This is a genomic window from Deltaproteobacteria bacterium (assembly GCA_016180845.1).
In the GTDB taxonomy this organism is placed as follows: domain Bacteria; phylum UBA10199; class UBA10199; order JACPAL01; family JACPAL01; genus JACPAK01.
On the sequence record JACPAK010000001.1, the window covers coordinates 46,217 to 68,307 of the forward strand.

Annotated in this window: 25 protein-coding genes and 1 tRNA gene; 11 read left to right on the forward strand and 15 right to left on the reverse strand. The window is 50.3% G+C overall.

Annotated features, from left to right (window positions below):
• Positions 1-7 precede the first annotated feature (7 nt).
• Positions 8-634: a hypothetical protein gene (locus HYT76_00250; protein ID MBI2081976.1), complete on the forward strand. Its 627-nt coding sequence runs from the start codon at positions 8-10 to the stop codon at positions 632-634.
• Here HYT76_00250 and HYT76_00255 read toward each other — a convergent pair.
• From HYT76_00255 to queG, 8 genes are all read right to left on the reverse strand, one after another.
• Positions 621-1,034 (reverse strand): hypothetical protein, encoded by a 414-nt coding sequence (locus tag HYT76_00255; GenBank protein MBI2081977.1) that lies wholly within the window; start codon positions 1,032-1,034, stop codon positions 621-623. The two genes, HYT76_00250 and HYT76_00255, sit on opposite strands and share 14 nt — an antisense overlap.
• 95 nt (positions 1,035-1,129) lie before the next feature.
• On the reverse strand, positions 1,130-4,660 hold the full coding sequence (gene metH / locus HYT76_00260; protein MBI2081978.1) for a methionine synthase: 3,531 nt from the start codon (positions 4,658-4,660) through the stop codon (positions 1,130-1,132).
• Positions 4,657-5,367, reverse strand: a complete 711-nt coding sequence (locus HYT76_00265; protein ID MBI2081979.1) for an RNA methyltransferase — start codon at positions 5,365-5,367, stop codon at positions 4,657-4,659. The genes metH and HYT76_00265 overlap by 4 nt, the downstream gene beginning before the upstream one ends.
• Before the next feature lie 8 nt (positions 5,368-5,375).
• The gene (locus HYT76_00270; protein ID MBI2081980.1) at positions 5,376-5,648 is read right to left on the reverse strand and encodes a hypothetical protein; all 273 of its coding nucleotides are present in this window, start codon (positions 5,646-5,648) and stop codon (positions 5,376-5,378) included.
• Between the two features lie 174 nt (positions 5,649-5,822).
• Positions 5,823-5,895: transfer RNA gene (locus HYT76_00275), tRNA-Ala, on the reverse strand.
• A gap of 27 nt (positions 5,896-5,922) precedes the next feature.
• On the reverse strand, positions 5,923-6,408 hold the full coding sequence (locus HYT76_00280) for a tetratricopeptide repeat protein (GenBank protein ID MBI2081981.1): 486 nt from the start codon (positions 6,406-6,408) through the stop codon (positions 5,923-5,925).
• A gap of 10 nt (positions 6,409-6,418) precedes the next feature.
• Positions 6,419-6,796 carry an iron-sulfur cluster insertion protein ErpA gene (erpA, locus tag HYT76_00285; protein MBI2081982.1) on the reverse strand — a complete coding sequence of 126 codons (378 nt, stop codon included), beginning with the start codon at positions 6,794-6,796 and terminating at the stop codon, positions 6,419-6,421.
• Positions 6,797-6,840: 44 nt separating this feature from the next.
• Positions 6,841-7,842 carry a tRNA epoxyqueuosine(34) reductase QueG gene (gene queG, locus HYT76_00290; GenBank protein MBI2081983.1) on the reverse strand — a complete coding sequence of 334 codons (1,002 nt, stop codon included), beginning with the start codon at positions 7,840-7,842 and terminating at the stop codon, positions 6,841-6,843.
• A gap of 44 nt (positions 7,843-7,886) precedes the next feature.
• Here queG and HYT76_00295 point away from each other — a divergent pair, with 44 nt between their 5' ends.
• The 5 genes from HYT76_00295 (at position 7,887) to HYT76_00315 (ending at position 13,290) form a co-directional block, all read left to right on the forward strand.
• Entirely contained in the window at positions 7,887-8,624 is a 738-nt protein-coding gene (locus tag HYT76_00295) for an FAD-dependent oxidoreductase (GenBank protein MBI2081984.1), read from the forward strand.
• Positions 8,617-9,966, forward strand: a complete 1,350-nt coding sequence (pabB, locus tag HYT76_00300; GenBank protein ID MBI2081985.1) for an aminodeoxychorismate synthase component I — start codon at positions 8,617-8,619, stop codon at positions 9,964-9,966. The genes HYT76_00295 and pabB overlap by 8 nt, the downstream gene beginning before the upstream one ends.
• A 216-nt stretch (positions 9,967-10,182) precedes the next feature.
• Positions 10,183-11,007: a TIGR02147 family protein gene (locus HYT76_00305; GenBank protein ID MBI2081986.1), complete on the forward strand. Its 825-nt coding sequence runs from the start codon at positions 10,183-10,185 to the stop codon at positions 11,005-11,007.
• Between the two features lies 1 nt (position 11,008).
• Positions 11,009-12,715: a hypothetical protein gene (locus HYT76_00310; GenBank protein ID MBI2081987.1), complete on the forward strand. Its 1,707-nt coding sequence runs from the start codon at positions 11,009-11,011 to the stop codon at positions 12,713-12,715.
• A complete protein-coding gene (locus tag HYT76_00315; protein ID MBI2081988.1) occupies positions 12,712-13,290 on the forward strand; it encodes an ABC transporter substrate-binding protein in 579 nt (192 codons plus the stop codon). The genes HYT76_00310 and HYT76_00315 overlap by 4 nt, the downstream gene beginning before the upstream one ends.
• On the opposite strand, the gene HYT76_00320 is transcribed toward HYT76_00315, so the two are convergent.
• The 3 genes from HYT76_00320 to HYT76_00330 form a co-directional block, all read right to left on the reverse strand.
• A complete protein-coding gene (locus tag HYT76_00320; GenBank protein ID MBI2081989.1) occupies positions 13,271-14,014 on the reverse strand; it encodes a hypothetical protein in 744 nt (247 codons plus the stop codon). The genes HYT76_00315 and HYT76_00320 overlap by 20 nt on opposite strands.
• A 5-nt stretch (positions 14,015-14,019) precedes the next feature.
• Positions 14,020-14,346, reverse strand: coding sequence for a hypothetical protein (locus tag HYT76_00325; protein MBI2081990.1), 327 nt, complete (start codon positions 14,344-14,346; stop codon positions 14,020-14,022).
• Between the two features lie 90 nt (positions 14,347-14,436).
• Entirely contained in the window at positions 14,437-15,285 is an 849-nt protein-coding gene (locus HYT76_00330) for a hypothetical protein (protein MBI2081991.1), read from the reverse strand.
• A gap of 91 nt (positions 15,286-15,376) precedes the next feature.
• Between HYT76_00330 and HYT76_00335 the strand changes: the two genes are divergently transcribed.
• Positions 15,377-16,249: an aminotransferase class IV gene (locus HYT76_00335; GenBank protein MBI2081992.1), complete on the forward strand. Its 873-nt coding sequence runs from the start codon at positions 15,377-15,379 to the stop codon at positions 16,247-16,249.
• Here HYT76_00335 and thiD read toward each other — a convergent pair.
• The 4 genes from thiD to HYT76_00355 all read right to left on the reverse strand — a co-directional run bounded on the left by thiD (position 16,203) and on the right by HYT76_00355 (position 18,900).
• The gene (gene thiD / locus HYT76_00340; protein ID MBI2081993.1) at positions 16,203-16,952 is read right to left on the reverse strand and encodes a bifunctional hydroxymethylpyrimidine kinase/phosphomethylpyrimidine kinase; all 750 of its coding nucleotides are present in this window, start codon (positions 16,950-16,952) and stop codon (positions 16,203-16,205) included. The two genes, HYT76_00335 and thiD, sit on opposite strands and share 47 nt — an antisense overlap.
• 83 nt (positions 16,953-17,035) lie before the next feature.
• A complete protein-coding gene (thiE, locus tag HYT76_00345) occupies positions 17,036-17,671 on the reverse strand; it encodes a thiamine phosphate synthase (GenBank protein ID MBI2081994.1) in 636 nt (211 codons plus the stop codon).
• 4 nt (positions 17,672-17,675) lie between these two features.
• Positions 17,676-18,416 carry a ZIP family metal transporter gene (locus tag HYT76_00350; GenBank protein MBI2081995.1) on the reverse strand — a complete coding sequence of 247 codons (741 nt, stop codon included), beginning with the start codon at positions 18,414-18,416 and terminating at the stop codon, positions 17,676-17,678.
• Position 18,417: 1 nt separating this feature from the next.
• A complete protein-coding gene (locus HYT76_00355; GenBank protein MBI2081996.1) occupies positions 18,418-18,900 on the reverse strand; it encodes a hypothetical protein in 483 nt (160 codons plus the stop codon).
• A gap of 81 nt (positions 18,901-18,981) precedes the next feature.
• On the opposite strand from HYT76_00355, the gene HYT76_00360 reads away from it, so the two are divergent.
• Genes HYT76_00360 through rsmA form a run of 4 tightly spaced genes read left to right on the forward strand, consistent with a single transcriptional unit; the run spans position 18,982 to position 22,083 of the window.
• Positions 18,982-19,440: a hypothetical protein gene (locus HYT76_00360; GenBank protein MBI2081997.1), complete on the forward strand. Its 459-nt coding sequence runs from the start codon at positions 18,982-18,984 to the stop codon at positions 19,438-19,440.
• Positions 19,437-20,216: an enoyl-CoA hydratase/isomerase family protein gene (locus HYT76_00365; GenBank protein MBI2081998.1), complete on the forward strand. Its 780-nt coding sequence runs from the start codon at positions 19,437-19,439 to the stop codon at positions 20,214-20,216. Before HYT76_00360 ends, HYT76_00365 begins: the two co-directional genes overlap by 4 nt.
• Complete coding sequence (tsaD, locus tag HYT76_00370; protein ID MBI2081999.1) at positions 20,213-21,271, forward strand: tRNA (adenosine(37)-N6)-threonylcarbamoyltransferase complex transferase subunit TsaD; 1,059 nt, start codon at positions 20,213-20,215, stop codon at positions 21,269-21,271. The genes HYT76_00365 and tsaD overlap by 4 nt, the downstream gene beginning before the upstream one ends.
• A complete protein-coding gene (gene rsmA / locus HYT76_00375; protein ID MBI2082000.1) occupies positions 21,271-22,083 on the forward strand; it encodes a ribosomal RNA small subunit methyltransferase A in 813 nt (270 codons plus the stop codon). Before tsaD ends, rsmA begins: the two co-directional genes overlap by 1 nt.
• The last annotated feature ends 8 nt before the right edge of the window (positions 22,084-22,091 follow it).

Sequence of the window (22,091 nt, forward strand, 5' to 3'; positions counted from 1 at the left end):
AGGGATCGTGCCTGCACTCATCTACGCCTTGAGCGATGAGATCAAACCATTTCTCAAAAAAAATCGAGAGGGATCACCCCTCCTCCTCTGTCGTTGTGGTATCGGGATGGGGAATGCGCATGAGGCGACTGAAATTCTGATTGACCGTTCTCATCCCGACTTTATCCTCTCCGCCGGATATGCTGGAGGCCTCCGGGAGGGGATGCGGCCGGGTGATATTGTGCTGCCCACTGAAATCTGGTGTGAGTCTCCGGATCGTTTTTCTCCAGATCCAACATTAAGGAATCGGCTCAAGGACGAGATCCAGAAATCGGATCTGCCACTTCACGAAGGTCCACTGCTGACTGTTTTTAATCCCCTCAAATCACCCGAAGAGAAAAGAGAGGCTGGCAAGAGAGGGGCGATCGCCGTCGACATGGAGACCGTCGCGATCGCCGCGGTTTGTTCCAAGAAGGGGGTCTCGTTCGTCTCGCTTCGTGTCGTTTTCGATCCCGTAGAGATGGAGGCACCGGAATTCGAGCCGAGTAAGGTCATCCAAAAATCCCCGCTTAAGATTCCGAAATTGTTTTGGATGAATCAGAATTGCCGCAAAAATCTGTCGACTCTTTTAGAGAGGTTTTTCAAACTCGTCTGAAAAGTGCCGAACTCCATCGAAGCCCCGACATCCCTTTCCCTAAAGAATCGGCCGCCTCCAGAACCCCTCGAACCATCTGACGGATAACATCATCCACTGATGATTCTGTCATCGTCAGGAGTTTCCGTCTCTCATCACACACCCACCAGTCCGTCCCTACCAGAACCCCCTTTTTCAGTTTGATGAGCGCGTCTTGTCGGGCCAAGGTCGCGGAGGCAACCAAATGAAAACCTGTCGTCGGTCCTAAGCTCAGCAGTCTTCGGACATCGATCCCCGATCCAAGCATCCGCGCCCGTTGAACCTCCAAATGGACCATCTCTGGCCTGACAAAACCCCTGACATAAACCGGCTCATAAACTCTTCCTGTATCACCAAAAGGGAGCAAGACAGCGCGAGACATGGAACTGTCTCCTGGTAGATGCACTTGAGGAGACAACCGACCCAGGTCCAATTCCTCAAAAAGAGTCGTCACGAGTTGTACCGGATAGATTTCCATTAGATTACAAAATACTTACAATCCGGATGATGCAAAACAATCGCCGAGACGGAGGCCTCAGGCTCCATCATCATCCCTTCGGTTAATTGTACCCCAATATCTTCGGGATGGAGAAGCTTCCAAATCCCCTTCTGATCGTCGAGATCAGGACAGGCAGGATAACCAAAGCTGTAACGATTCCCGCGATACTTGGCCTGCAACCGATCTTTCATCGTCATCGTAACGGGATCGGGAAACCCCCAATCCTCACGAATCCGGCGATGAAGCCATTCCGCAGCCGCCTCAGCCGTTTCAATCGCCAACGCCTGAAGGGCATGGGATTTGAGATACTCCCCCTTCGCCTTGAATTCCTCCGACTTCTCACGAATTCCCTGACCGGCACCAACGACAAAAAGCACGACATGGTCTCTTGGAGGTAGAACATAATCGGCCAGGCAAAGCCCCTCCTCTTTTCTCTGTCGATGAAAGTGAAACGTATGAATGGGGCTTTTGACATTCGGAGCGAAGAGATGCAGGTCGTTTCCCTCCGACGCCACCTCAAAGAACTGCCAGACCGCCTTCACCTTCATGAACTTTCTCGCGTCTCCCTTAACCTCTTCAATGATCCTTTGCAGTTCGAGCGCCTTCGGATCACGCCCCTTCAAACTCTCCTCGAATTTTCCCTTGAAACCCAAATGCCTCACAAAGAGCATCTGGGGATTGATATACTCCCAGATCTCATCAAGCTGTGGAACATCGCGGATCTTGCGCTCGAGGTAGGGGGCCGGTGGAACCGGAATGTTCAGTGAAACCTGTCGGCTGCGAACAGTGGTCTCCGGTAGGGGCGCTGCTTGCTGCGCCCTATTGCTGAGGGCGAGGCTAGCCTCGCCCCTATGTAATCCCGCTTCAATCTTCTTCCTTTCCTCCCCATCCATCAGTTTATTCGCAAGACCCAACCCCGTCATCGCATCCTTCGCGTACAGGACAAGTTTTGTGTAGGATGGGGCAATTTTCTCACGTGTGTATTTATCCGAAAGCGCCGCTCCTCCCACCAGAAGAGGAACGGTAATCCCAGCCATTTTTAAATCCTCTGCCGTCACCGCCATCTGTTGCGCCGACTTCACGAGAAGCCCTGAAAGCCCAATGATGTCCGGCTGGTGCTCATGATACGCCTTGATCAACTCCTCAGGCGGCACTTTGATCCCAAGATTGATCACCTCATAACCATTATTATTCAAAATGATCTCGACAAGATTTTTTCCGATGTCGTGGACATCCCCCTTCACCGTCGCAAGGATCACCTTCCCCTTTTTCGTCACGTCGGCCTTCTCCATAAATTGTTCGAGATAGGAAACCGCCGTCTTCATCGCCTCGGCTGATTGTAAGACCTCAGCAACAATCAATTCATTCTGATTAAAGAGCCGCCCCACCTCATCCATCCCCTTCATCAGAGGACCGTTGATGATCTGAAGCGGTGTCGCCCCCTCTTTTCGTTTGAGCTCGAGGTCTGTAATCAGACCATCCTTTGATCCTTCAATAATATACTGCGCCAGCCGCTCATCGAGTGGGAGATCGACCCGCTGTTTCTTCTCCACCTTTACCCGATCCCGGAAGTGGGCAGCAATGGCAGCGATGTTGGATTGATTGATCGCGATACGTTGGTCGCGAGTTTGACTTCGCCAATCAGAAATCCCCCCCTCGCTCCCCCTCTTTGACAAAGAGGGGGATGGGGGGAGATTTTCAGACCAATTAAACAACACCCTCTCCGCCAGCTTCCTCTCCTCCTCCGGAATACTCGCATACCTCTCCAACTTCTCGGAATTCACGATCGCAAGATCGAGACCAGCCTTCGTCGCATGATAGAGAAAAACCGCATTCACCACCTCACGTGCCTGAGGCGGCAAACCAAAGGAAATATTTGAGACACCGAGGATTGTGCGGCAATTCGGAAACTCCTTCTTGATCAGACGAACCCCTTCGATCGTCTCAACCGCCCCCCCGATGTAGTTTGCATCCCCCGTGGCACATGGGAAGACGAGTGGATCAAAAATAATATCTTCTTCTGGAATCCCATATTGATTCGTCAGGAGATCATGGGACCGCTTCGCTATGCCAAGCTTTCTCTCCCGCGTGAAGGCCTGCGCCTGCACCGGATCTTCATCGATACAACCAACGACAAGCGCCCCCCCGTATTTTTTTGCTAACGGGCAGACCTTTTGAAACCGCGTCTCCCCCTCTTCCAGATTGATGGAGTTAATGATCGACTTTCCTTGGGCATACGTCAGCGCCTTCTCAATCGTACGTGGGTCTGTCGTGTCGATCATGAGTGGGGCTTTGATCTTCCGGACAAGTTTTTCGTAAAAGGGCTCAATGTCGTTGAGCTCATCCCGATCGGTACTCTGGAGACAGACATCGACAATCTGCGCCCCATTTTTGACCTGACGACGCCCGATATCGGTCGCCTCTTCCCACTTCTCCTCATTGACAAGCCCCTTGAAGAGACGGGATCCGATGACATTGGTCCGCTCTCCCACAATCAACGGTCGGTTATCTTCAGTTGATTCAACCAGCTCAATGCCACTGTAAAAACACCTTCCTCTCTTGAGTTGAAGAGGACGCGGCTTCTTGCCTATAACCATTTGGGCAATGGCCCGAATATGTTTTTCCGTCGTCCCGCAACAGCCACCGACAATATTGAGCCAGCCGTTTTCAATGAATCGCTCCAACTGCCTCGCCAACGACTCTGGGGTTTCCAGATATTTCCCGTCTTCATTCGGAAGGCCGGCATTCGGATAACAGGAGACGGCAGTATTTGCGAATTCATGAATCGTCCGGATATGGTCCGTCATAAATTCCGGACCTGTGGCGCAATTGAGACCGATCGCAAAAAGATCAATGTGAGACGTCGAAACGACCAACGCATCGGCCGCCTGACCCGCGAGCATCGTCCCCATTGGTTCGATCGTCCCGGAGATAATCAGAGGGACCTTTTTCCCAAACTCCTGAAGGCATTTCTGAATCCCAATCACCGCTGCCTTGATATTTCGGGTGTCCTGACAGGTCTCGATCATCAGGAGATCCACACCACCATCGAGCAGTCCCAAGACTTGATGATAAAAATGATCGATTAATTGCTCAAAGCTCACACCACCTGTCACGGAAATCGCCTTCGTCGTCGGGCCGATCGATCCGGCGACAAACCGCGGTTTGGCTGGAGTTGAAAACTCCTCTGCCGCTTTTCTCGCAAGATCCGCTGCTGTTTTATTGATCAAATGGGTTTTATCCTGAAGACCATACTCTCCCAAAACGAGTGGTGTCGCACCAAAGGTATCGGTCTCGACAATATCCGATCCCGACTCAAAATATTTTCGATGGATATCGAGGATGACATCGGGGCGGGTCAAAACGAGATTCTCATTACACCCCTCAAGCTGAGGTCCGCCAAAATCGGTGGCCGTGAGATGACGCTGCTGGAGCATCGTCCCCATCGCGCCATCGAGGACGAGGATCCGTTCTTGAAGCAGTTCTTGAAGTTCTTTTGATCGACTCATAACGCCCTCTGTATTCTCCACAGCACTTGATGACAGATTCCTCGCATCATCCGAATTTCTCTTATTGTCAAATTCGTTCGTGAGAAGAGCCGTCTCAATTTTCTCATCACCGACGTTGGATTCTGATGTGGGAAAAAACCGATCGACCCAAGCATCTCCTGGAAATGACCGAACATCCCCTCCACATCCTTCAAAGAGGCGAGTTGTCTGTCTTTGAGGTGTAATTTTTTCTGCGGCACCTGAAACTGATTTCGCGACAGTTCATACGCCATGAGCATGACCGACTGGGCCAGATTGATCGACGTAAATCGAGGATTCACCGGAACCGAGACGACCTGCTGACACTTCATCAGCTCCTGCGTCGTGAGACCCTTATCCTCAGGACCAAAAAGAACCCCGATCTTTTTTCCGACCGGGAGACGCTCAGACAATTCTGTCACCGGGAGAAACTGTCCCCTTTTTTTCCCGTAGCGACAACTCGTTCCGATCAGCAGATGAAACCCTTGGATCGCCTCCTCTAAGGTTTTATAAATCTTCGCCTTCCGCAAGATGTCGGCCGCCCCCACCGCGAGCCGCTTCGCCTCCGGATCGGTCGGTTTTGCCCGCGGAGAAACAAGGATCAGTTTCGAAAACCCCATATTCTTGAGCGCCCGTGCGGCGGCCCCGATATTTCCGGGATAGAGAGGGCGAACCAGAATGAACGCCACTTCCGACCTCACTTTTCACCCCTTAATATCTTCTCTTGTTCCCGCGTTTCTCTCATTTTGAGGAAGAACTTCCGCTCTTCAGAACTGATCTGACCATCCTGATTGTAGTCAAACCCTTTTTCACGTCGATGGAAGACGCGGCCGATGACATTTTTCTTTGGCGGTTCCTGTTGCGCCTCTTCCTCTTCAATCACCCGCTTGCCGTACATCCACGGCCAAAAGGAGGCGCATGAGAAATAGAAAGGTAAAAGAAGAAAAAAGAATAAAAAAAGTTTCTTCATGAAACATGCATTGTGGAGCTGAGGGGGATCGCCCTCCGCCTAAACACGTTGTTATTTACGGCTTCGGGCGTCGGCACCTCACTGCCGCTCGCCGGAGTTGGCTCGCTTTTCCTCCCTCACCGGTCGGCGTTCGGTGCCGTTCGACCCCCAACGAAAAAACATATACATCCACTATGGAGCTGAGGGGGATCGAACCCCTGACCTCGTCGTTGCGAACGACGCGCTCTCCCAGCTGAGCTACAGCCCCAGTACCGTTGACGTTATTAATAAAAGATTACTGAATCGTCGATGAGATTTTTTCGAGGGCCTCTTGGGCAAGCAAATATTCCGGATCCCGTTCAAGGGCCTTTTGATACTCCTCTTGCGCCTTAAACATCATCCCCTTGATCTCATAGGCCCTGCCCAGATTGTAATGTGGGAAACAGTAGCTCTCATACCGAGGAGCACCGAGCGCCTTCTGAAGATAAGGGATCGCCTCATCGATCTTCCCCTTTTCGATCAGATAGGCCCCGATATCATTGTAGGGATTCCCATATTCAGGATCGACCTGAATCGCTTTTTCACACAATTCGATCGCCCGTTCGAAATCCCCCAAGAGACTAAAGGTCCAACCAAGAAAGGTATAGGCCTCGGCTGTCGGACAAGACTCAATCGATCTTTGGTAGAGTTGAATCGCCTCAGAGAAACTCCCAGACATCTGGGCTTCGTAACCCCGCTGAAAATATTCAATCGCTACCTTTCGTCTCTGATCACCATTCATATTCTAAATTTTAAGCTGAGAATGATGTCCCGCACCCACAACTTGAGGTCGCATTGGGATTTTGAACGACAAAACCGGACCCTTTAAAGTCCTCAAAATAATCGACCACAGAACCCTTCAAATACTGAAGGCTTGTCGGATCGACTAAAACCTTAAGTCCGTTAGGGGCATCGACGATAAGGTCATCGTCCCTCTGATCATCAAACCGAAATCCGTACTGGAAGCCTGAGCATCCGCCTCCTTCAATATAGACGCGGAAAAACTTCCCCTCCGCCTCCTTGTTGTTTTGGGCATATGCCTTCACCTTCGCCACCGCCTTTTCGGTCACCTTCACGGTCGGTGAGTCCTGAATGGTCGGTAATTCAAAAGAATCTACTTGTGGCTCCATAATCTCCTCCCTTTTGATAAATATAGGGAGTAGCGCCCAAACTGTCAACGCCCCTTATTATTTCTGCAGGCCTCCAGATTTCGTCTCCATTGGCCCCACCGGATCCTCTCCATGGCACTCCCCTGCCGGATCGCCTCAAACCCTCTTTCATCGACTTTCGCCAACTCCTCTAAATCAGGCGATCGAAACAGCTCCCTTGGGTAGAACTCTAAGTGGCTTGATGCTTGAATCCGATCATTATAAGGACAGACCTCCTGACAGATGTCACAGCCGTAGAGGTGATTGCCGACCATCTGTTTCTGTTGATCGGTAAACTCCCCTTTGTATTCAATCGTCAAATAAGAGATGCATTTTGTCGCATCGAGAATCCCCGGCTCGGGCAAGGCACCGGTGGGACAGGCATCGAGACACTTTGTGCAACTCCCACATTGATCGAACGTCGGTCGATCATAGTCGAGGAGAAGGCTCGTCAGGATCTCACCAATAAAGAAAAAAGAGCCTAATCCGTTATTAATGAGGCAGGTATTCTTGCCAATCCAGCCAAGGCCCGCTTGGGCGGCATAACTCCTTTCGAGAATCGGGCCGGTGTCGACATAGGTTTTTGTCTGCGCTCCCGGATCAATTTCTTTTTGGATGAATTCAGCAAGTTGGGCAAGCTTCTCACCAACAATCCGGTGATAGTCCTCGCCCCAAGCGTAGGAAGAAATCCTAGCTCTATAGCTTTCAGGAGCGGGTGGCTGGGGGTCGGGCGCCCGGTCGCGCGCAACGGGTGAGCACGACTGGGCGGAACCCCCAGCCAGGACCCGCTCCTGACCTGAGTAGTAGTTCAACCCACAACAGATGATCGACCGAACCCCCGGTAGGACCAGTTCTGGATCTCCCCTCTTCTCCAACCCCCTCTTGAGATAATTCATTGAGCTGGCAAACCCTTGATCAAGCCACCAACGGAAGAAATCAAAGTCGGAAACCGATTTCGCGGGGGAAATACCGACGAGTTCGAAACCAAGTGCGTGGGCTTTTGATTTGATTCGATCGGAAGGTTGCATATCCCACTCTCTTACATTAAGAGAGTGGTAAAGGAAACAACCCGATGCCCCTCGAACCGATTACCGCTACCCTCGAACAGGTCGTTGACCTCACACCGACGGTCAAGCATTTCAAGATCGGTTTCCCGAGAGGGAATCGTCCCACTTTTCAAGCCGGCCAGTTCTGCAGCATCCATATTCCGGAAATATGTGGCCTGGACTCAAAAACAGGGAAGCCGCTCCGACGGGCCTATTCGATCGCGTCACCTCCTCATGAAGAGGGATTCGTTGATCTTTGCATCAAGAGGGTTGAAGGAGGCCCGGCAACCAACTGGCTCTGGCAACAAGAAGAGGGGGCAAGTGTTCTTGTCAGCATTCCGTATGGAAAATTTTTGATGAAGGAGCCGGTGAACTACACCCCCGTCTTTGTCGCAACAGGAACCGGCATCGCCCCGCTTCGAAGCATGCTCTTCGACCTTTATTATAAGAAGGGGCTCGCCACCGGGCAGGAAGTCTGGCTGATCTTCGGAGTCCGTCACGATGATGAAATCCTCTATCAAGACGAGTGGAAGAAGTTAGAAAAAGATCATAAAGAATTTCACTTTATCCCGACCGTCTCCCGCCCCAAGAAGTGGCCCGGAGAGGTTGGCTATGTCCAGGACAAGCTCAAAAAATTCATCACAGACCCTATGGGCAAAGAAATCTACATCTGCGGCCTCGGTGCGATGGTGAAGGCGGTACAGGAAACGGCGCTATCGATCGGGTTCAAGAAGGAACAGATTCATTTCGAGCGATATGATTGATCTGCAACTGACTCCCGATCAGCTTCCTCGTGAGCTCTTTGAACAACCTTATTTTTTCCTCCTGGAAACAACATTGCCTGACAGTCGAAACCGATGGACGATCGCCGGATGGAATCCCACACTCATTCTTTCGTCAACTTCAGAACCAAACCTTCTGGAGAGGCTTCGAAAAGAATTAATAAAAGAAACATCTGAAAGGGCGTATCGCGATACGCCCCTACTACCTTTTCAAGGCGGATGGATCGGTTACATCGGTTACGAGTTTTACCGCTTTCTGGGGGAGAAAATCCCCTCTCGGAAATCAGACCTGATCCCTGAAGGACTGTTTGGGTATTATGAAAAATTTTATGCTTATGATCATGAGAAAAAGAAAGCCTACCGGGCGCCAAAAGACCAGGAGCTTCCCTCCTGGTTTCTGCGAAAATCGCAGCACCATTCGAGTCATGTCCCTCTGGTCCAAGGCTTCCCGGCGGGTCATGACTCGAGTTTAATGGTAGCGACGTCCTCGAAACCATCCGGGAAGGCTCCTGATCTTTTCAGCAATTTCTCAAAAAAAGCTTACCTTCGGACAATTGACAAAATCAAAAACTACATCACCGCCGGTGATTGTTATCAGGTTAATCTGTCACAGAGGTTTTCTTGTGCCGTGAAGGAATCCCCGTATGACATCTATCAACGCTTAAAACAAATCAGCCCCGCCCCTTATTCGGCATTCCTGAATCTCGGTGACACCCAAATCATCTCCTCCTCTCCCGAATCTTTTCTGCAGGTGAAAAACAAAGAGGTCACAACACGGCCGATCAAAGGAACACGCCCTCGTGGAAAAACTGTCGCCGATGACGCTCGATTAAAAGAGGAATTGACCATCAGTACGAAAGATCGAGCCGAACTCCTCATGATTACCGATCTGCTCCGTAATGATTTAGGAAAAGTCTGTGAAAAGGGATCGATTCATGTCCCCTCCCTCTGTGAAGTCGAGAGTTTTGCCCAGGTCCATCACCTGGTCTCGACGATACAAGGGACTCTCAAAGAGGATACCGACGTTATCGATCTCCTGAAGGCAACATTCCCAGGTGGTTCGATCACAGGGGCCCCGAAGATTCGGGCGATGGAAATTATCCATGAACTCGAAACGGTGCCAAGAAACGTCTATACAGGTGCGATCGGTTTTATCAGCCTGAATGGTCATGCCGAGTTCAATATTGCGATTCGAACAATGGTTATTAAGGAAGGACAGGCCTATTTCTGGGGTGGAGGGGGGATCGTCTCCGATTCGTCCCCTGAAGAAGAATACCTGGAAACAACGGTCAAGGTGGAAGGACTCGTCTCGTCAGTTTCTTAAATAAATTAATAAATATTTGATTTTATTAACTACTTTATAAATAGGCCACCAGTGGCCTGTTTTCTGAAGTAAACAAAAATTGCCCATTCCAAGCAACATCCGGTTGGCTTGAGCCGATAAGTAATCTTAGAAGGACGAGTGAAATTATGACCAAGTCCGGGCACCCCCGCGCTGCGGGGGTGGACGCGGAAATGGTTGGAGACGGAGTCGGAAACCATGGCCAACATCTACGATTATCTCGACTACAGGCGTTTTCTGAAGGATCGGGTAGAAAATCTTCGGATCAATGGTCGCTTTTCCTTCCGAAACTTCAACCGCCGCTCCGGTTTTCGATCCTCGGCAGCCCTCAAGTTGGTCATGGATGGGAGGAGAAACCTGGCTCAGGAGGGGATTTTCAAGGTCACGAAGGGTTTTAAATTAACCTCGACCGAGGCGAAATTCTTTACCCACCTGGTCCAGATGACCCAGGCGACAACCCACGAAGAAAAAGATTTTCACTTCAGACAACTTGCCGCCTATCGCCCTTTCCGCAAGGCAAAGGAACTCACAGCACTTCAGTATGATTGCCTCTCTCATTGGTACTACGCCGCTATCCTTGAACTCGTTCGGCTTCATAACTTTCAGGAAAATCCTGAGTGGATCGTCCGTCGACTCGGCGGAAACGTCACCCTTTCTGAAGTCCGAAGGGCCTTGACCGATCTCGAACAACTTAAATTTCTGCAACGAAACAAAGAGGGAAAAATTGAGAGAACAGAACAGACATTGGTCACACCGGATGAAGTCAGAAGCCTCTCTGTCGTCAATTTTCATCGGCAGATGTGTGATCTTGCCAAAAAGGCGGTTTCAGAAGTTCCGTCAGATCGTCGAGAGTTTTCTTCGATCACGATTGCCCTCTCTGAAGAAGGGTTTTCGAAAATCAAGGCGAGATTTCAGGAGTTCAAAAGAGAACTGGATTCCTATTTAGAGGAAAATCAAACCCAGAAAAACCAGGTCATCCAAATCAACCTGCAAGTTTTTCCGCTCACAACGAAGGAGAGCTAAGATGAAACGAAAAATAGCCATTTTGGTCGCCTTATTTCTTATCCTGTCAGGTTGTTTTGGATCGAAGAAAAAAGATCCCGTTGGCCCCGGCGACCCCGAAGGAACGATTATTGGAAATCCAGCCCCCTCCGCCCCTCCTGCTGGAACGTTTAATATTTATACGGACGCCGGTGCGCTTCGTTACCGGGTAGTCGTGCAGATTGACGGGTCAGCAGATGTCACGATTTACAATGACGACGGAACCGTTCAAGAAACGACCTCCGGCCGTTTTACACAGACAGAAACCTCTGAGAGTTCGTCAACATTTGCACTAGAAATTAATTTATCAGATGGAAGTCGAGTTGTCATAACCCTCACCAGCAACACAGATAATACGATCACAGACGTTTCTCTTTCCCTAAACGGTCAGCCAGCCAGCGCGGTCGTGGAGTTTGTGATGCCTGGAGGGGCAACCACCACCTTTACCTTGACGGGAGAGGTCAGTATCGAACCTCCACCCCCCTGCCCTTCGGCTTCAGAATGTTTTGATTTGGCGATGACCGCCTTGGGAACTGCCCAGATCACGACGGCCCAAACCTATTTTGATCAAGCGGTTGTTTTCGATACCAGTCATTCCAGCTCCCATTTCGGTGCCGCCTTGGCCCGAATCCTCCTCTTACCCCAATCAGTGCCGGTGATTTCACTTCAAGATGGACTCGGTCAGGAACATTTCACAACCGACGATGCGGTGGGGCCAAACAGCTATCTAGACCAGTTGAACGAATTTAATGCCGGTCGTCGCGCGGAAGATCCTGATCTCTCGCGATTCCCCTATGGTTATCTCAGAGAACCCAGGGAGGGTCCGAGCGATAACTTCAGCCTGGGAGAGATCCTCGCACGCGCCCTCAACGGATTTACTGCAGAAGATGCGCAGCAGAACCTCGCAACACTTCGAACCGGGATGGATGCCATTATCGACTCGCTCGATTCCGCCCGCGAGGATGCGAGTTTCGAATTCACAATCCCCGGTGCGCTTTACTATTCGGATGACAATATTGTGGTCGGAAGAGCCGATGTCACGCTGCTTCTCTCTGGATTCTACTTTGCCCAAAGCAGCCTCTCATTTGCCAATACCTGGAGATTCGATATCGATCTTGGAATCCTCTATACGGCTGAGGGAAACAATGAAACGGACCCGGAAACACTGATTGGAACCTTCAATCAATTCTTCCGACTCCGTAGCACCGATGAGTTAGCTGAGGCCCAATCGGCCCTTGCAAACGCCTTGACCACGCTGATTGAAGGGCTTGGTCAATTACCTACCGACCCAGCGCCCGGCGTTTTTGAGACAAGCGCGCTTACCAGTGCGGGTCTTACCGAATTGGCCGATCTAGCGCGAGCGATCAATCTATCATTCGGGGGACTCACTACCCTACCCGGCACCACTCCTGTCACGTCGATTAATCTCTCGAACCTCTTCTCAGATCCCCCCGATCTTGACGATATCGGTATTGACCCGTTCGTCGTGGATGATGGGAGAGTGGAACTCGTCGAAGCGTTCTTCCAAGAGATGATTAACCGTGCCTTGGTCGGCTTTGACCTCGATCAAGAGTCGTTCGAGATCCTGGCCTCTATTACTGGTGATGCCAGTGAGGCCTTTTATCAAGACCTCTTCTCGGAATTCCGAGATTTCACCGTCTCGGGAGAAAATTTATGGGAGAGCCGATGATAAAAACCATCCGAATCCTTATCGGACTTCTACTGTTCTGGCCCTCACTCACAGTCGCCTCGACACCACTCGAAACGGCGCGCTCCTTTCTGAAAGAACTCGTCACTGTCTCCACTCTCCAGACGATTGAAGAGCGAACCGACAGGATCAGAGGGCTGGTCCAAGGGCACTTCGACTTCAACAGTTTCTATCAAAAGACACTGGCTGATCATTGGACTCAATGGACCCTTCTGGAACAACTCAGCTTTGATCATTCCTTTCGGGGAAAATTTGTCGAGCATCTTGCAAAGAATGCCAACCGTATAAAGTCGCTTCATGAGACCCAGATTCGCTTCAAGCTCTCCAAACTCCCAAACCAAGTAGTTAAGGTCACCGCGACGGGAACCCACGGTGGAGAAAGGATCCCGGTCTCGCTCTACCTTGTTTTTCGAAATGGTGACTGGAAGGTCTACGACCTCGATGTCGCGGGCGCGAATCTTTCACGGAATTATAAGGGGAGGTTTAACTACCTGATCCGAAATGAAGGGTACAGCGGGCTTCTTGCAAAACTTTCAACTACAACTCCACACCCATAGCAAGTCCACCCAGCAGAATGGTCGGGTCATCTAATTCCCTGCGAAGCCCGCTATCGAGGATGACGCTCAATCCTGCATAAGGTCGGACAAAGAGGTATTTTTGAGGCTTCCAGGTGAGCGACGCCGCCACAAGATGGGCATTGAGGGCGGACCTGGAAGGACCAACCATGACCTCATTAAATAGGGGAGAACCCCAGCCAATCGACGTCGACGATTTAAACGAGAGTTGCGAACCCCAGTTGCGGTCATAGGAGATCCCAACCTCTCCGAAATACATCCCTGGGTGAGCGATAAGATCGGCGACATGACTTGTAAAAATGCGGATAATAGAAATGGGATAAGAAACGGTGAGACCTGCAAAACTCGTTGGCGATACGTCTTGATTCGGAAAAAAGAAAAAGCCCAGCCAAGGATTGAAGGAGATTTGACGCCACTCATGTGTTGAATCCAGAAAAAAATCGACTTCATTAAATTGACCCTCATTTGTTTCTTCGATCAATACGAGATTCCCTCGAGTCCTCAATGTGACCTTATTCAGAGAGACCCATGCCGAGGGTTGAAGGACTGGCCCATCGCTGAGCGGGATCCCTACCCAGACATAGCGAGAGGCAAAGTTCGTCTCGGCACCGTAGGAAAGATTCCCTTTGTTCTCTGCAAGGAGGTTGCCTCCCAAAAAGAGAAGAGATAGGAAAAATGAAAAAAGAATAAATGTTTTTTTGAGCATAGGGGTTAGATCCAATACGTCGGAATGATCTCTGAGAATTCAGTCTGGACCGGCAAAGCCCCCTTTTCAGGGAAGACCATCAGGTACAAGACACGGGTGACCAGGAAGAAGTTATAGATCCAGACCGGGTAGAAGTAGGTGAGAAGGATCACAAAACCGACCAGAAAGAGAAAAAGGCCGCTCGCCCGGTGGGCCTTAGAGATCTTTTTCTGAAGTCTTTTCGGGAGCTTAGCATACTTCTTCTGGAGTTTTAGCGTCCACCGAGGGTGAAAGATCAACCCCATCCCCCATGTGAGCGGCAGGAGACCCCAAGCAGTGACCAGTAGACCCATTATTGTTTACCTCTTTCCTTAAGTTGGAGAATTCGTCTCACATTAAAGTTATCGGCTTCTCGCGGAAAAGGTTTCTGGTCATTCTTCAAATTAATGTGGCCAGTCACAATTTCCTGTCCTTCTCTGCTCCCCAGTCGCGGGATCTTCTTCCCAACACTTATTCGCTTCCTTAGCCGCTTCGCGGCATTTGTTGTAGTTTGGATAGTAGGCAGCAGGATCACTCAGAAAGATCAGGAGAAAGGTGTGAGGTCCTACAATATATTTAAATGGAAAAGTATCCAGCAGCCCCTCAAAATGCCTTCCAATTTTCCTGTGATAACCTGACTCAAAGTAATACCTCTTCGCAGGATCAAAGGTATACCAACGGCTCAAGTCCTGCGCATATTTTTCGACCTCGACCGGATTCCCGGGATAAAGTTTTCCTGGCAGGGCGGATAGAGACAGGACCACCTCTGGATCTCCGAACGGCGTTGGAAAAGGTGAAAAAGGCTGGGAAGGATCATCTTCGGATAATTTCCCAAAAGAGGCCAATGGAATCCCCGAGAGACCAGGACGAGCCGGTTCACGACGTCTCACGTGCACCTTGGGGGGAGACGGTGGTGGTGGGAGGGGTGGCAACGGCGGTGGGGGGATTGCCGCACAAATCGGCGCTAACTCATATCCCTCTTCCTCTGGATCCCAACATTTCTCAGTACAGCGTTGACTTCGAATATATCTCGCCAGAAATGTTTTGAAATCATCAAACCGACTTCCCCATCGGCTGAGATCGTGTCCTGCCAGGCTCTTGGCAGTATACTGAAAATCTTCCTCTGAAAATTCGTCGTCGGGGCCCCGATTCAGAGTCCGAAGCCAACTTTTAAGTTGAGTTTTATTGTCCCAGTGGACAACACACTCGGGGATTTGATCAAAACGGATGGAACTGATGGGCGCCTCAGACATCCTCGCCCTCCATCAATATTATCGGCTGAAAAAACAACATGTTGCTTTAAGTATTGAAATTTAAAAGAACGCACGCTAACGCTCCCACCTCGTGAAACCTTTCGTATCCATTAATAGCCGGCTTATCCCACTTCAGAAGGCACGGATCTCCGTCCTGAATGCCGGCTATCTTTACGGCGAGGGGCTCTTCGAGACGCTTTTGGCGGTCGAGGGAAAGGTCCTATTTTTTGAAAAACATCTTGAACGACTATTGAATGGGACAAAGGCACTGCAGATCACCCTCCCGATGTCCGGTCCGAAAATCAAACAGGAAATCCTCCGACTCCTGAAAACGAACAAACTCTCGAAGAAGGTCGCCTACGTCCGTCTCTGCCTTTCGGCCGATGAGGAACAGGTTGGCTCCAGAAATCGGAGCAACAGCGCATTGAAAAGGAGAAAGACAACACTGGTTATTTTTGCCATCCCTTTTCACCCGTTCTCGCCCGAGTTCTTCAAAAAAGGGGGACGACTGATCTTGATCCGTTCGACACGAAACGACGACTTCCCGGTCGTCGGAGTCAAATCAACGAACTACCTGACCCGGATGATGGCGCGTCGGGAAATTCTGAAGAGAGGTGCCGTCGAGGGACTTCTGATGAATCAATCAGGACGCCTTACCGAAGGGGCCTCGAGCAATTTCTTTCTGGTCAAAAAAGGGGTCTTGATCACACCTCCCCTCTCGGAAGGACTCCTGCCGGGAGTCACGCGAGACGTGATTATCCGTTTAGCCAAAAAAATAAAAATCCCATTCCAGGAAAAACCGGTCACCATCAAAGATCTACGAAACGCCGATGAGATTTTTGTGACGAGCACGCTGAAAGGGGTGATGCCGATTCGAAATTTTGAAGGTGCCAATAAAAAACCGGGGGAAATCTCTGCTACTCTGATGTCCGCCTACGAATCCAGCTGGTCACGTAGTCCTTAGCGAGTTTCGCCGACCTCTCGATCGATTGCCCCCGCGCCAGGTAAGAAGCCAAAGCGGCGGAGTAAACACACCCGGTCCCGTGAACTTTTTTTGTGAATTGAACATGGGAGGTATAGAAATGCCATTTCTCCCCATCATAGAGGACATCGGTCGCCTCTTCTTCCAGATGTCCCCCCTTCACCAGAACCGCCTTCACACCACGGCATCCTTGATGAAGATAGAGGGCTGCCGCCTTCATCTCTTCGATCGTCCTCACCCGAAGACCGGTCAGAACCTCCGCCTCATCCAGATTCGGTGTCACGACAGTTACCTTCGGAATCAGTAACTGCTTCAGGATCGCAACCCCTTTCGGGTCGAGGAGGATCGCCCCCGTGGAGGAACGGATAATCGGATCCAGAACAACCTTCGCATTTTTCTCAGATTCCAAAAACCGATAAACGGCGAGGACATTCTGTTCTGTCCCCAACATGCCGATCTTGATCACCGATGGCTTGAAGTGGGGGGTAATTGATCGAAGTTGTTCTCTCAAGAGGGTCGAGGCGACCGGATTCATCGAATAAAACCGCGCCTCGTTTTGAGCGGTCAGAGCAGTGATCGCCGAGATCCCATTCACTTTTAATGAATGAAAGACCTGGAGATCGACCTGAATCCCCGCTCCACCAGAAGGGTCAGAACCAGCAATAGTGAGGACAATACGCAACATTTTTAAATCAGTGCCGATAACTCCTATAGATGACCACTTGGGCTTTTACAGCAGAATGTCTCGATCCTTCATACGACCCTAATTCAACTTCTACCTTTGAAAAGACCCCTGTAAAACTTCACCTCGTCTACAGTGCTAACGCCCGGTCGGAGCAAGGCGGAGATCATTGCGACCATCGAGACACCAGTCGACAAAACCCTCTTTATATTGTCGCGTCCAATCCCACCTATCGCAACGACGGGAACATTTAGAAGGCTGACAACCTCCCGCAACTTTTCAATTCCTTGCACCGGATGATCATGCCCTTTCGATGGAGAGGGAAAGATCGCCCCAAACGCCACATAATCGGCCCCCCTCTTTTCCGCCTCTAACGCCTCGGCAACCGAATGTGACGAATACCCGATCAATTTCCGAGGCCCTAAAATTCGGCGCGCCTCTTCGATTGACGGATCTTCTTTTCCTCCATGGTACCCATCGGCATTGATCTCTCGGGCCACTTCCAGAGAATCATTCACAATCAAGCGGAAATTAAATAACTCCTTCAACCCAACAATCTCGCGAGCCGCCTGAAAAACTTGATCAGCAGGAGCCCCTTTCATCCGGAGCTGGAGGGTCGTCGCCCCCCCCTGAAGGTACATTAAGGCAATCTCTCTCGGCGAAAGGTTTCTAGAGGAATGAGTATCAGCAATCGTGTAAAGTCCTGCCAGATTTTCATTCATAAAATCACCCCGCGGCGTGTAAAACCTTCCCTAAAAGATACATCCAGAAAAGACCGAAAAGGAAACTCACAAATAGCGTTACCCTCCTGTCAGAATATTTATGGATCTCCGGTAAAAGATCGGAAATCGCTATGTGGAGAAAGGTCCCTGCAGAAAAGGCAAGGGCGTAACCACTCAGATGGGGGAATCCAAATCCTGAGAGCCAATAAACCAACAACCCCCCGACAGGAATCATGACGATCAGGAGGAGATTGAAGAAAACAACCCTCGTGCGGGCCTTCGATTCATGCAGAAGAATCGAGGTCAGGGCAAAGGCCTCGGGAAGTTTGTGAAAGAAAATAGTGACTAAAACAACAAAACCAAGCCCTGAAACCAGGAGACCGGAGCCAAGCGCAATCCCATCAGTCAGGGCATGGGCGGAAATCCCGATCGCTGCCGCAATCCCCATCGAATGCACCTCACACTCAAGCGCCTCACAGATATGAACGGTCACGAACCGCTCAAAGGCATAAAGGAAAAGAAATCCGATCAGGACCCAAAAAGAGGTCTCCTTCCCAATCAGCTCGATCGCCTCAGGGACCAGATGAATGAGTGTCGCCCCCAGCATGATCCCGGCAGAAAAGGAGAGAAAAACAGGGAGATGCTTGCGAACAACGGAAAAGAGCAGCGGGATAATCCCGCCGAGAATAACAGAGAGAGAAAGAACGGCGGAGTAGACACCTAAATTGGTGAGAAAACCTTCCATATTACTGTTTGGGACGTAATCCCATCTCCTTAATCTTTTTAAAAAGGGTATTTCGATTCATCCCTAAAATCCGCGCCGCCTTCAACTGATTCCAATCTGTCTTTTGTAAAACAAGCTCGATGAGTGGTTTTTCAACCCTTTTTAAGACCTCTTCATGAAGGTCCGAAATCTCATACCCCTCCCATTTCGAAAAAAAGGCAACCAATTTCCCACGAATGATCTCTTCGAGAGAAGAGTCATTGTAATCAGCCTTTGGAATCTCCCCTTTTGGAAATTCAATCTGGGAAATTATCAAAGCTGAAGGGGCCAAAACCACGGCTCTTTTCATGGTCGCCTCAAGCTCACTTAAACCCGACCACGGATGTTTCTTCAAGAGCTCGGCGATATTGGGAGCGATTTTTTTATAAGGACAGGCAAGCTCATCGCAATACTTTCTCAAAAAAAATTCTGCCAACACCGGAATGAGCTCTCGATCGACTTCCATAGAATTCCTTATTCGCCCCTTCAATATTTCCTCTTGCCAACACAACCTTTGATACCTAATTTCTGCCTGAGGATATAGAAAATGGCAACCCCGTTTAAACTCCTCTTCAATCGATCCGCCCCCTTGCTCCGCCTCCTCGAGGCGATCGGAGTCATTAATTCTTTTTTCTTTCTCAGGAGTAGAGAACCCGATCTCCTCTTCGGACTCTACCTGTTTCTGCTCCTCGCCTATCTTTTTATTCGAGTTTGCAATGCCCTCCGTTGGTATTCAAAAGAAGAATCTGCCCGATGGGGGAGATCGATTGGGATCCGTGTCCACTTTCAGAAGGCACTCGTCCCGACCTCTTATATCCTGGCGATCGTATCGACGATTTGCCTCCTCGGAATCGATTGGCTTTCGCTGACAATGACTCTGCTGGCTGATATCTGCATGTTGATTATCGCCCCGGTTAATGGGATCCTGATTTGGTTTCATTGCCGGGATCAAGAGAAGATGCCGATTAATTATTTTAGTCTTAACAGGAGAGAGACCGACCTGTGAAATATATAATACTTGAAAATCGCGGCCCTGCCCTCTGGATCACCCTCAATCGCCCCGAGGTCAAAAACGCCTTCAGTCTCGAGATGGCGACTGAATTGTTGAAGGCGATCCGACAGGGGATGAAGGAGAAACAAACAGCGGTCATTGTCATAACCGGTGCCGGTGGCAGCTTCTCTGCCGGTGGGGATATCAAGGCGATGAGCCAGACAAAAAAACTAAAAGATTTTTTTCTGAAGATTTCCAAAATCATCCACGCCGCTGTCCTCGAAATGAGAAACGGTGACAAACCGGTTATTGCCGCCATTCCCGGTTATGTCGGCGGGATCGCGTTTGGAATGGTTTTGGGAACTGACCTCCGAATCGCCTCGACAGAGGCGAGGTTCAATGCCGCCACAATCCGCCTTGGTCTTGTTGCGAATGGAGGGGCTACCTGGTTTCTTCCTCGACTCATCGGTCTCGCGCGCGCCTCCGAAATCCTGCTCTTGGGGGATATCCTCTCCGCCGATGACGCATTGAAGATCGGTCTCATCAATCGAGTTGTTTCTGCTGCAGAATTGGAGACAACCGTGCAATCGATCGCGGAGCGCCTTGCGGCAGGACCCAAAAAGGCGTTGGGTCGTTTAAAAAAGATCCTTCAACAAGGCCTTCACTCCCCCCTCCCCCTCCAACTCGAACGAGAACGTCAGGCAATCGCCTGGTCGTCAACAACCGACGATTTTCAGGAGGGGATGAGGGCTTTCCTTCAAAAAAGGAAACCTGCATTTAACCGACCATGATCATCCTCGGCATCGAAACCTCGTGTGATGAAACCTCGGTTGCTATTTTAAATATGAAAATCCGTAGGGGCGACCGGCCGGTCGCCCCTACCATTAAAATCCTCTCGAATCTGATCGCCTCTCAAGATGAAGTTCATACCCCGTATGGTGGGATCGTCCCTGAGCTCGCCAGTCGTCGACATATAGAGATCCTCGAACCAATGGTCCGAGAGGCACTCAAACGTGCCAATCTCAAACTCTCGGGCCTCAATGGAATTGCTGTCACACATATGCCGGGGCTGGTTGGATCACTCCTCGTTGGACTTTCTTTTGCGAAAAGCCTTGCGTTCAGCTTACAAATCCCGTTCATCGGTGTGAGTCACCTGGAGGGACATCTGAACGCCCCCTTCCTGGAAAACCCAAAGATCTCCTATCCGCAGATCGGTCTGATCGTCTCCGGTGGTCATACCGCTCTCTATGAAATCAAAAAGTTTGGTGATTATCGACTGCTTGGTGGGACCCGAGATGACGCCGCCGGTGAGGCGTTCGACAAGGTCGCCAAAATTTTGGGTCTCGGTTATCCAGGTGGGCCCTTCATCGATCGGCTCGCCAGGGAGGGAAATCCGGAGGCTGTCAAGCTGCCAAAACCAAAACTGCCTCGGTACGACTTTAGTTTCAGTGGATTAAAAACAGCCGTGAAGAATCTTACGCATGACGCACGACGCAAGACGCATGACGTCTGCGCCTCCTTTCAGGAAACAGTCGTTGACCATCTGATCGAAAAAACAATCGCGGCGGCCAAAAACCGTCGTTGCCGTCATGTCATTCTGTCCGGCGGTGTCGCCTGCAACTCCCGACTGAAAGAAAAACTTGGGGCGTCACTGAAGAAATCAGGCCGCCATCTCTGGTTCCCCTCTCCCAAATTCTGCACCGACAATGCGGCGATGATCGCCTACACCGGTGGGAGGTATCTTCTGCAGGGGAAGTCGTCGCCACTTGACTTGAATGCGTATGCGAACGTTGATTTAAAATCCCCCCTGGCCCCCCTTTTTCAAAGGGGGGTTGTGAAAATTTAATGAAGTTTCGCGCCAAAAAATCGCTCGGCCAACACTTCCTGCTGAATCCAACGACGATCGATTCCCTCCTGAAAAAGGCCCATCTCAGCACCGAGGATCAAGTCCTCGAAATCGGCCCTGGACCGGGACTCATGACGGAAAAGATCGCCCAAAAAGCAAAGCGGCTGATCACCGTTGAAAAAGATCATCATTATGCCGAAGAATTGAAAACGAAATTAAAACACCTTCTGCACGTCACCATCGTTGAAGGTGATTTTCTCTCGATTAACCTTGAGAAACTACTCGAGTCCGGAACGTGGAAGGTCATTGCAAACCTCCCCTACAATATCGCGACCGAGGTCATCTTTCACCTGCTCGAGGTCAGCAGCCTTTTTTCTGCATTTTATCTGATGTTACAGAAAGAGGTCGCGGAACGGATCACGGCAGTACCCGGCTCTAAAAATTACGGAATCCTCTCGATCTTCAGCCAGCTCATCTCCAAAAATCACATCGTTATGAGACTCCCGCCCGGTGCCTTTACGCCACCGCCGAAGGTCCATTCCGCTGTCGTCGAATTTCTGGTTCAAGAAACTACTCCCTACGATATCCATCACCTCCCGACCTTTGAGTCAGTTGTCCAGGCGGCGTTTTCACAGCGCCGGAAGATGATCCGTAACGGCCTCAAGAATGTTTTTAATACTATGAGACCAGAAAATATGGATCGTGCCCTGAAGGATTCGGGCATTGATCCGCAGGCCCGTGGCGAGACGCTCCCGATCTCAAAATTAGCAAACCTCGCGAATCTCTTGTCAGCCGTCAACAAAGTGGGATAAGGCACTTC

Coding starts and splice junctions, on each gene's coding strand:
- HYT76_00255 (MBI2081977.1), bottom strand. CDS start 1,034: ATGTCTCGCGCTGTCTTGCTCCCTTTTGGTGATACAGGAAGAGTTTAT.
- metH (MBI2081978.1), bottom strand. CDS start 4,660: ATGAGTCGATCAAAAGAACTTCAAGAACTGCTTCAAGAACGGATCCTC.
- HYT76_00270 (MBI2081980.1), bottom strand. CDS start 5,648: ATGAAGAAACTTTTTTTATTCTTTTTTCTTCTTTTACCTTTCTATTTC.
- HYT76_00280 (MBI2081981.1), bottom strand. CDS start 6,408: ATGAATGGTGATCAGAGACGAAAGGTAGCGATTGAATATTTTCAGCGG.
- erpA (MBI2081982.1), bottom strand. CDS start 6,796: ATGGAGCCACAAGTAGATTCTTTTGAATTACCGACCATTCAGGACTCA.
- queG (MBI2081983.1), bottom strand. CDS start 7,842: ATGCAACCTTCCGATCGAATCAAATCAAAAGCCCACGCACTTGGTTTC.
- HYT76_00295 (MBI2081984.1), top strand. CDS start 7,887: ATGCCCCTCGAACCGATTACCGCTACCCTCGAACAGGTCGTTGACCTC.
- pabB (MBI2081985.1), top strand. CDS start 8,617: ATGATTGATCTGCAACTGACTCCCGATCAGCTTCCTCGTGAGCTCTTT.
- HYT76_00305 (MBI2081986.1), top strand. CDS start 10,183: ATGGCCAACATCTACGATTATCTCGACTACAGGCGTTTTCTGAAGGAT.
- HYT76_00310 (MBI2081987.1), top strand. CDS start 11,009: ATGAAACGAAAAATAGCCATTTTGGTCGCCTTATTTCTTATCCTGTCA.
- HYT76_00315 (MBI2081988.1), top strand. CDS start 12,712: ATGATAAAAACCATCCGAATCCTTATCGGACTTCTACTGTTCTGGCCC.
- HYT76_00320 (MBI2081989.1), bottom strand. CDS start 14,014: ATGCTCAAAAAAACATTTATTCTTTTTTCATTTTTCCTATCTCTTCTC.
- HYT76_00325 (MBI2081990.1), bottom strand. CDS start 14,346: ATGGGTCTACTGGTCACTGCTTGGGGTCTCCTGCCGCTCACATGGGGG.
- HYT76_00330 (MBI2081991.1), bottom strand. CDS start 15,285: ATGTCTGAGGCGCCCATCAGTTCCATCCGTTTTGATCAAATCCCCGAG.
- thiD (MBI2081993.1), bottom strand. CDS start 16,952: ATGTTGCGTATTGTCCTCACTATTGCTGGTTCTGACCCTTCTGGTGGA.
- thiE (MBI2081994.1), bottom strand. CDS start 17,671: ATGAATGAAAATCTGGCAGGACTTTACACGATTGCTGATACTCATTCC.
- HYT76_00350 (MBI2081995.1), bottom strand. CDS start 18,416: ATGGAAGGTTTTCTCACCAATTTAGGTGTCTACTCCGCCGTTCTTTCT.
- HYT76_00355 (MBI2081996.1), bottom strand. CDS start 18,900: ATGGAAGTCGATCGAGAGCTCATTCCGGTGTTGGCAGAATTTTTTTTG.
- HYT76_00360 (MBI2081997.1), top strand. CDS start 18,982: ATGGCAACCCCGTTTAAACTCCTCTTCAATCGATCCGCCCCCTTGCTC.
- tsaD (MBI2081999.1), top strand. CDS start 20,213: ATGATCATCCTCGGCATCGAAACCTCGTGTGATGAAACCTCGGTTGCT.
- rsmA (MBI2082000.1), top strand. CDS start 21,271: ATGAAGTTTCGCGCCAAAAAATCGCTCGGCCAACACTTCCTGCTGAAT.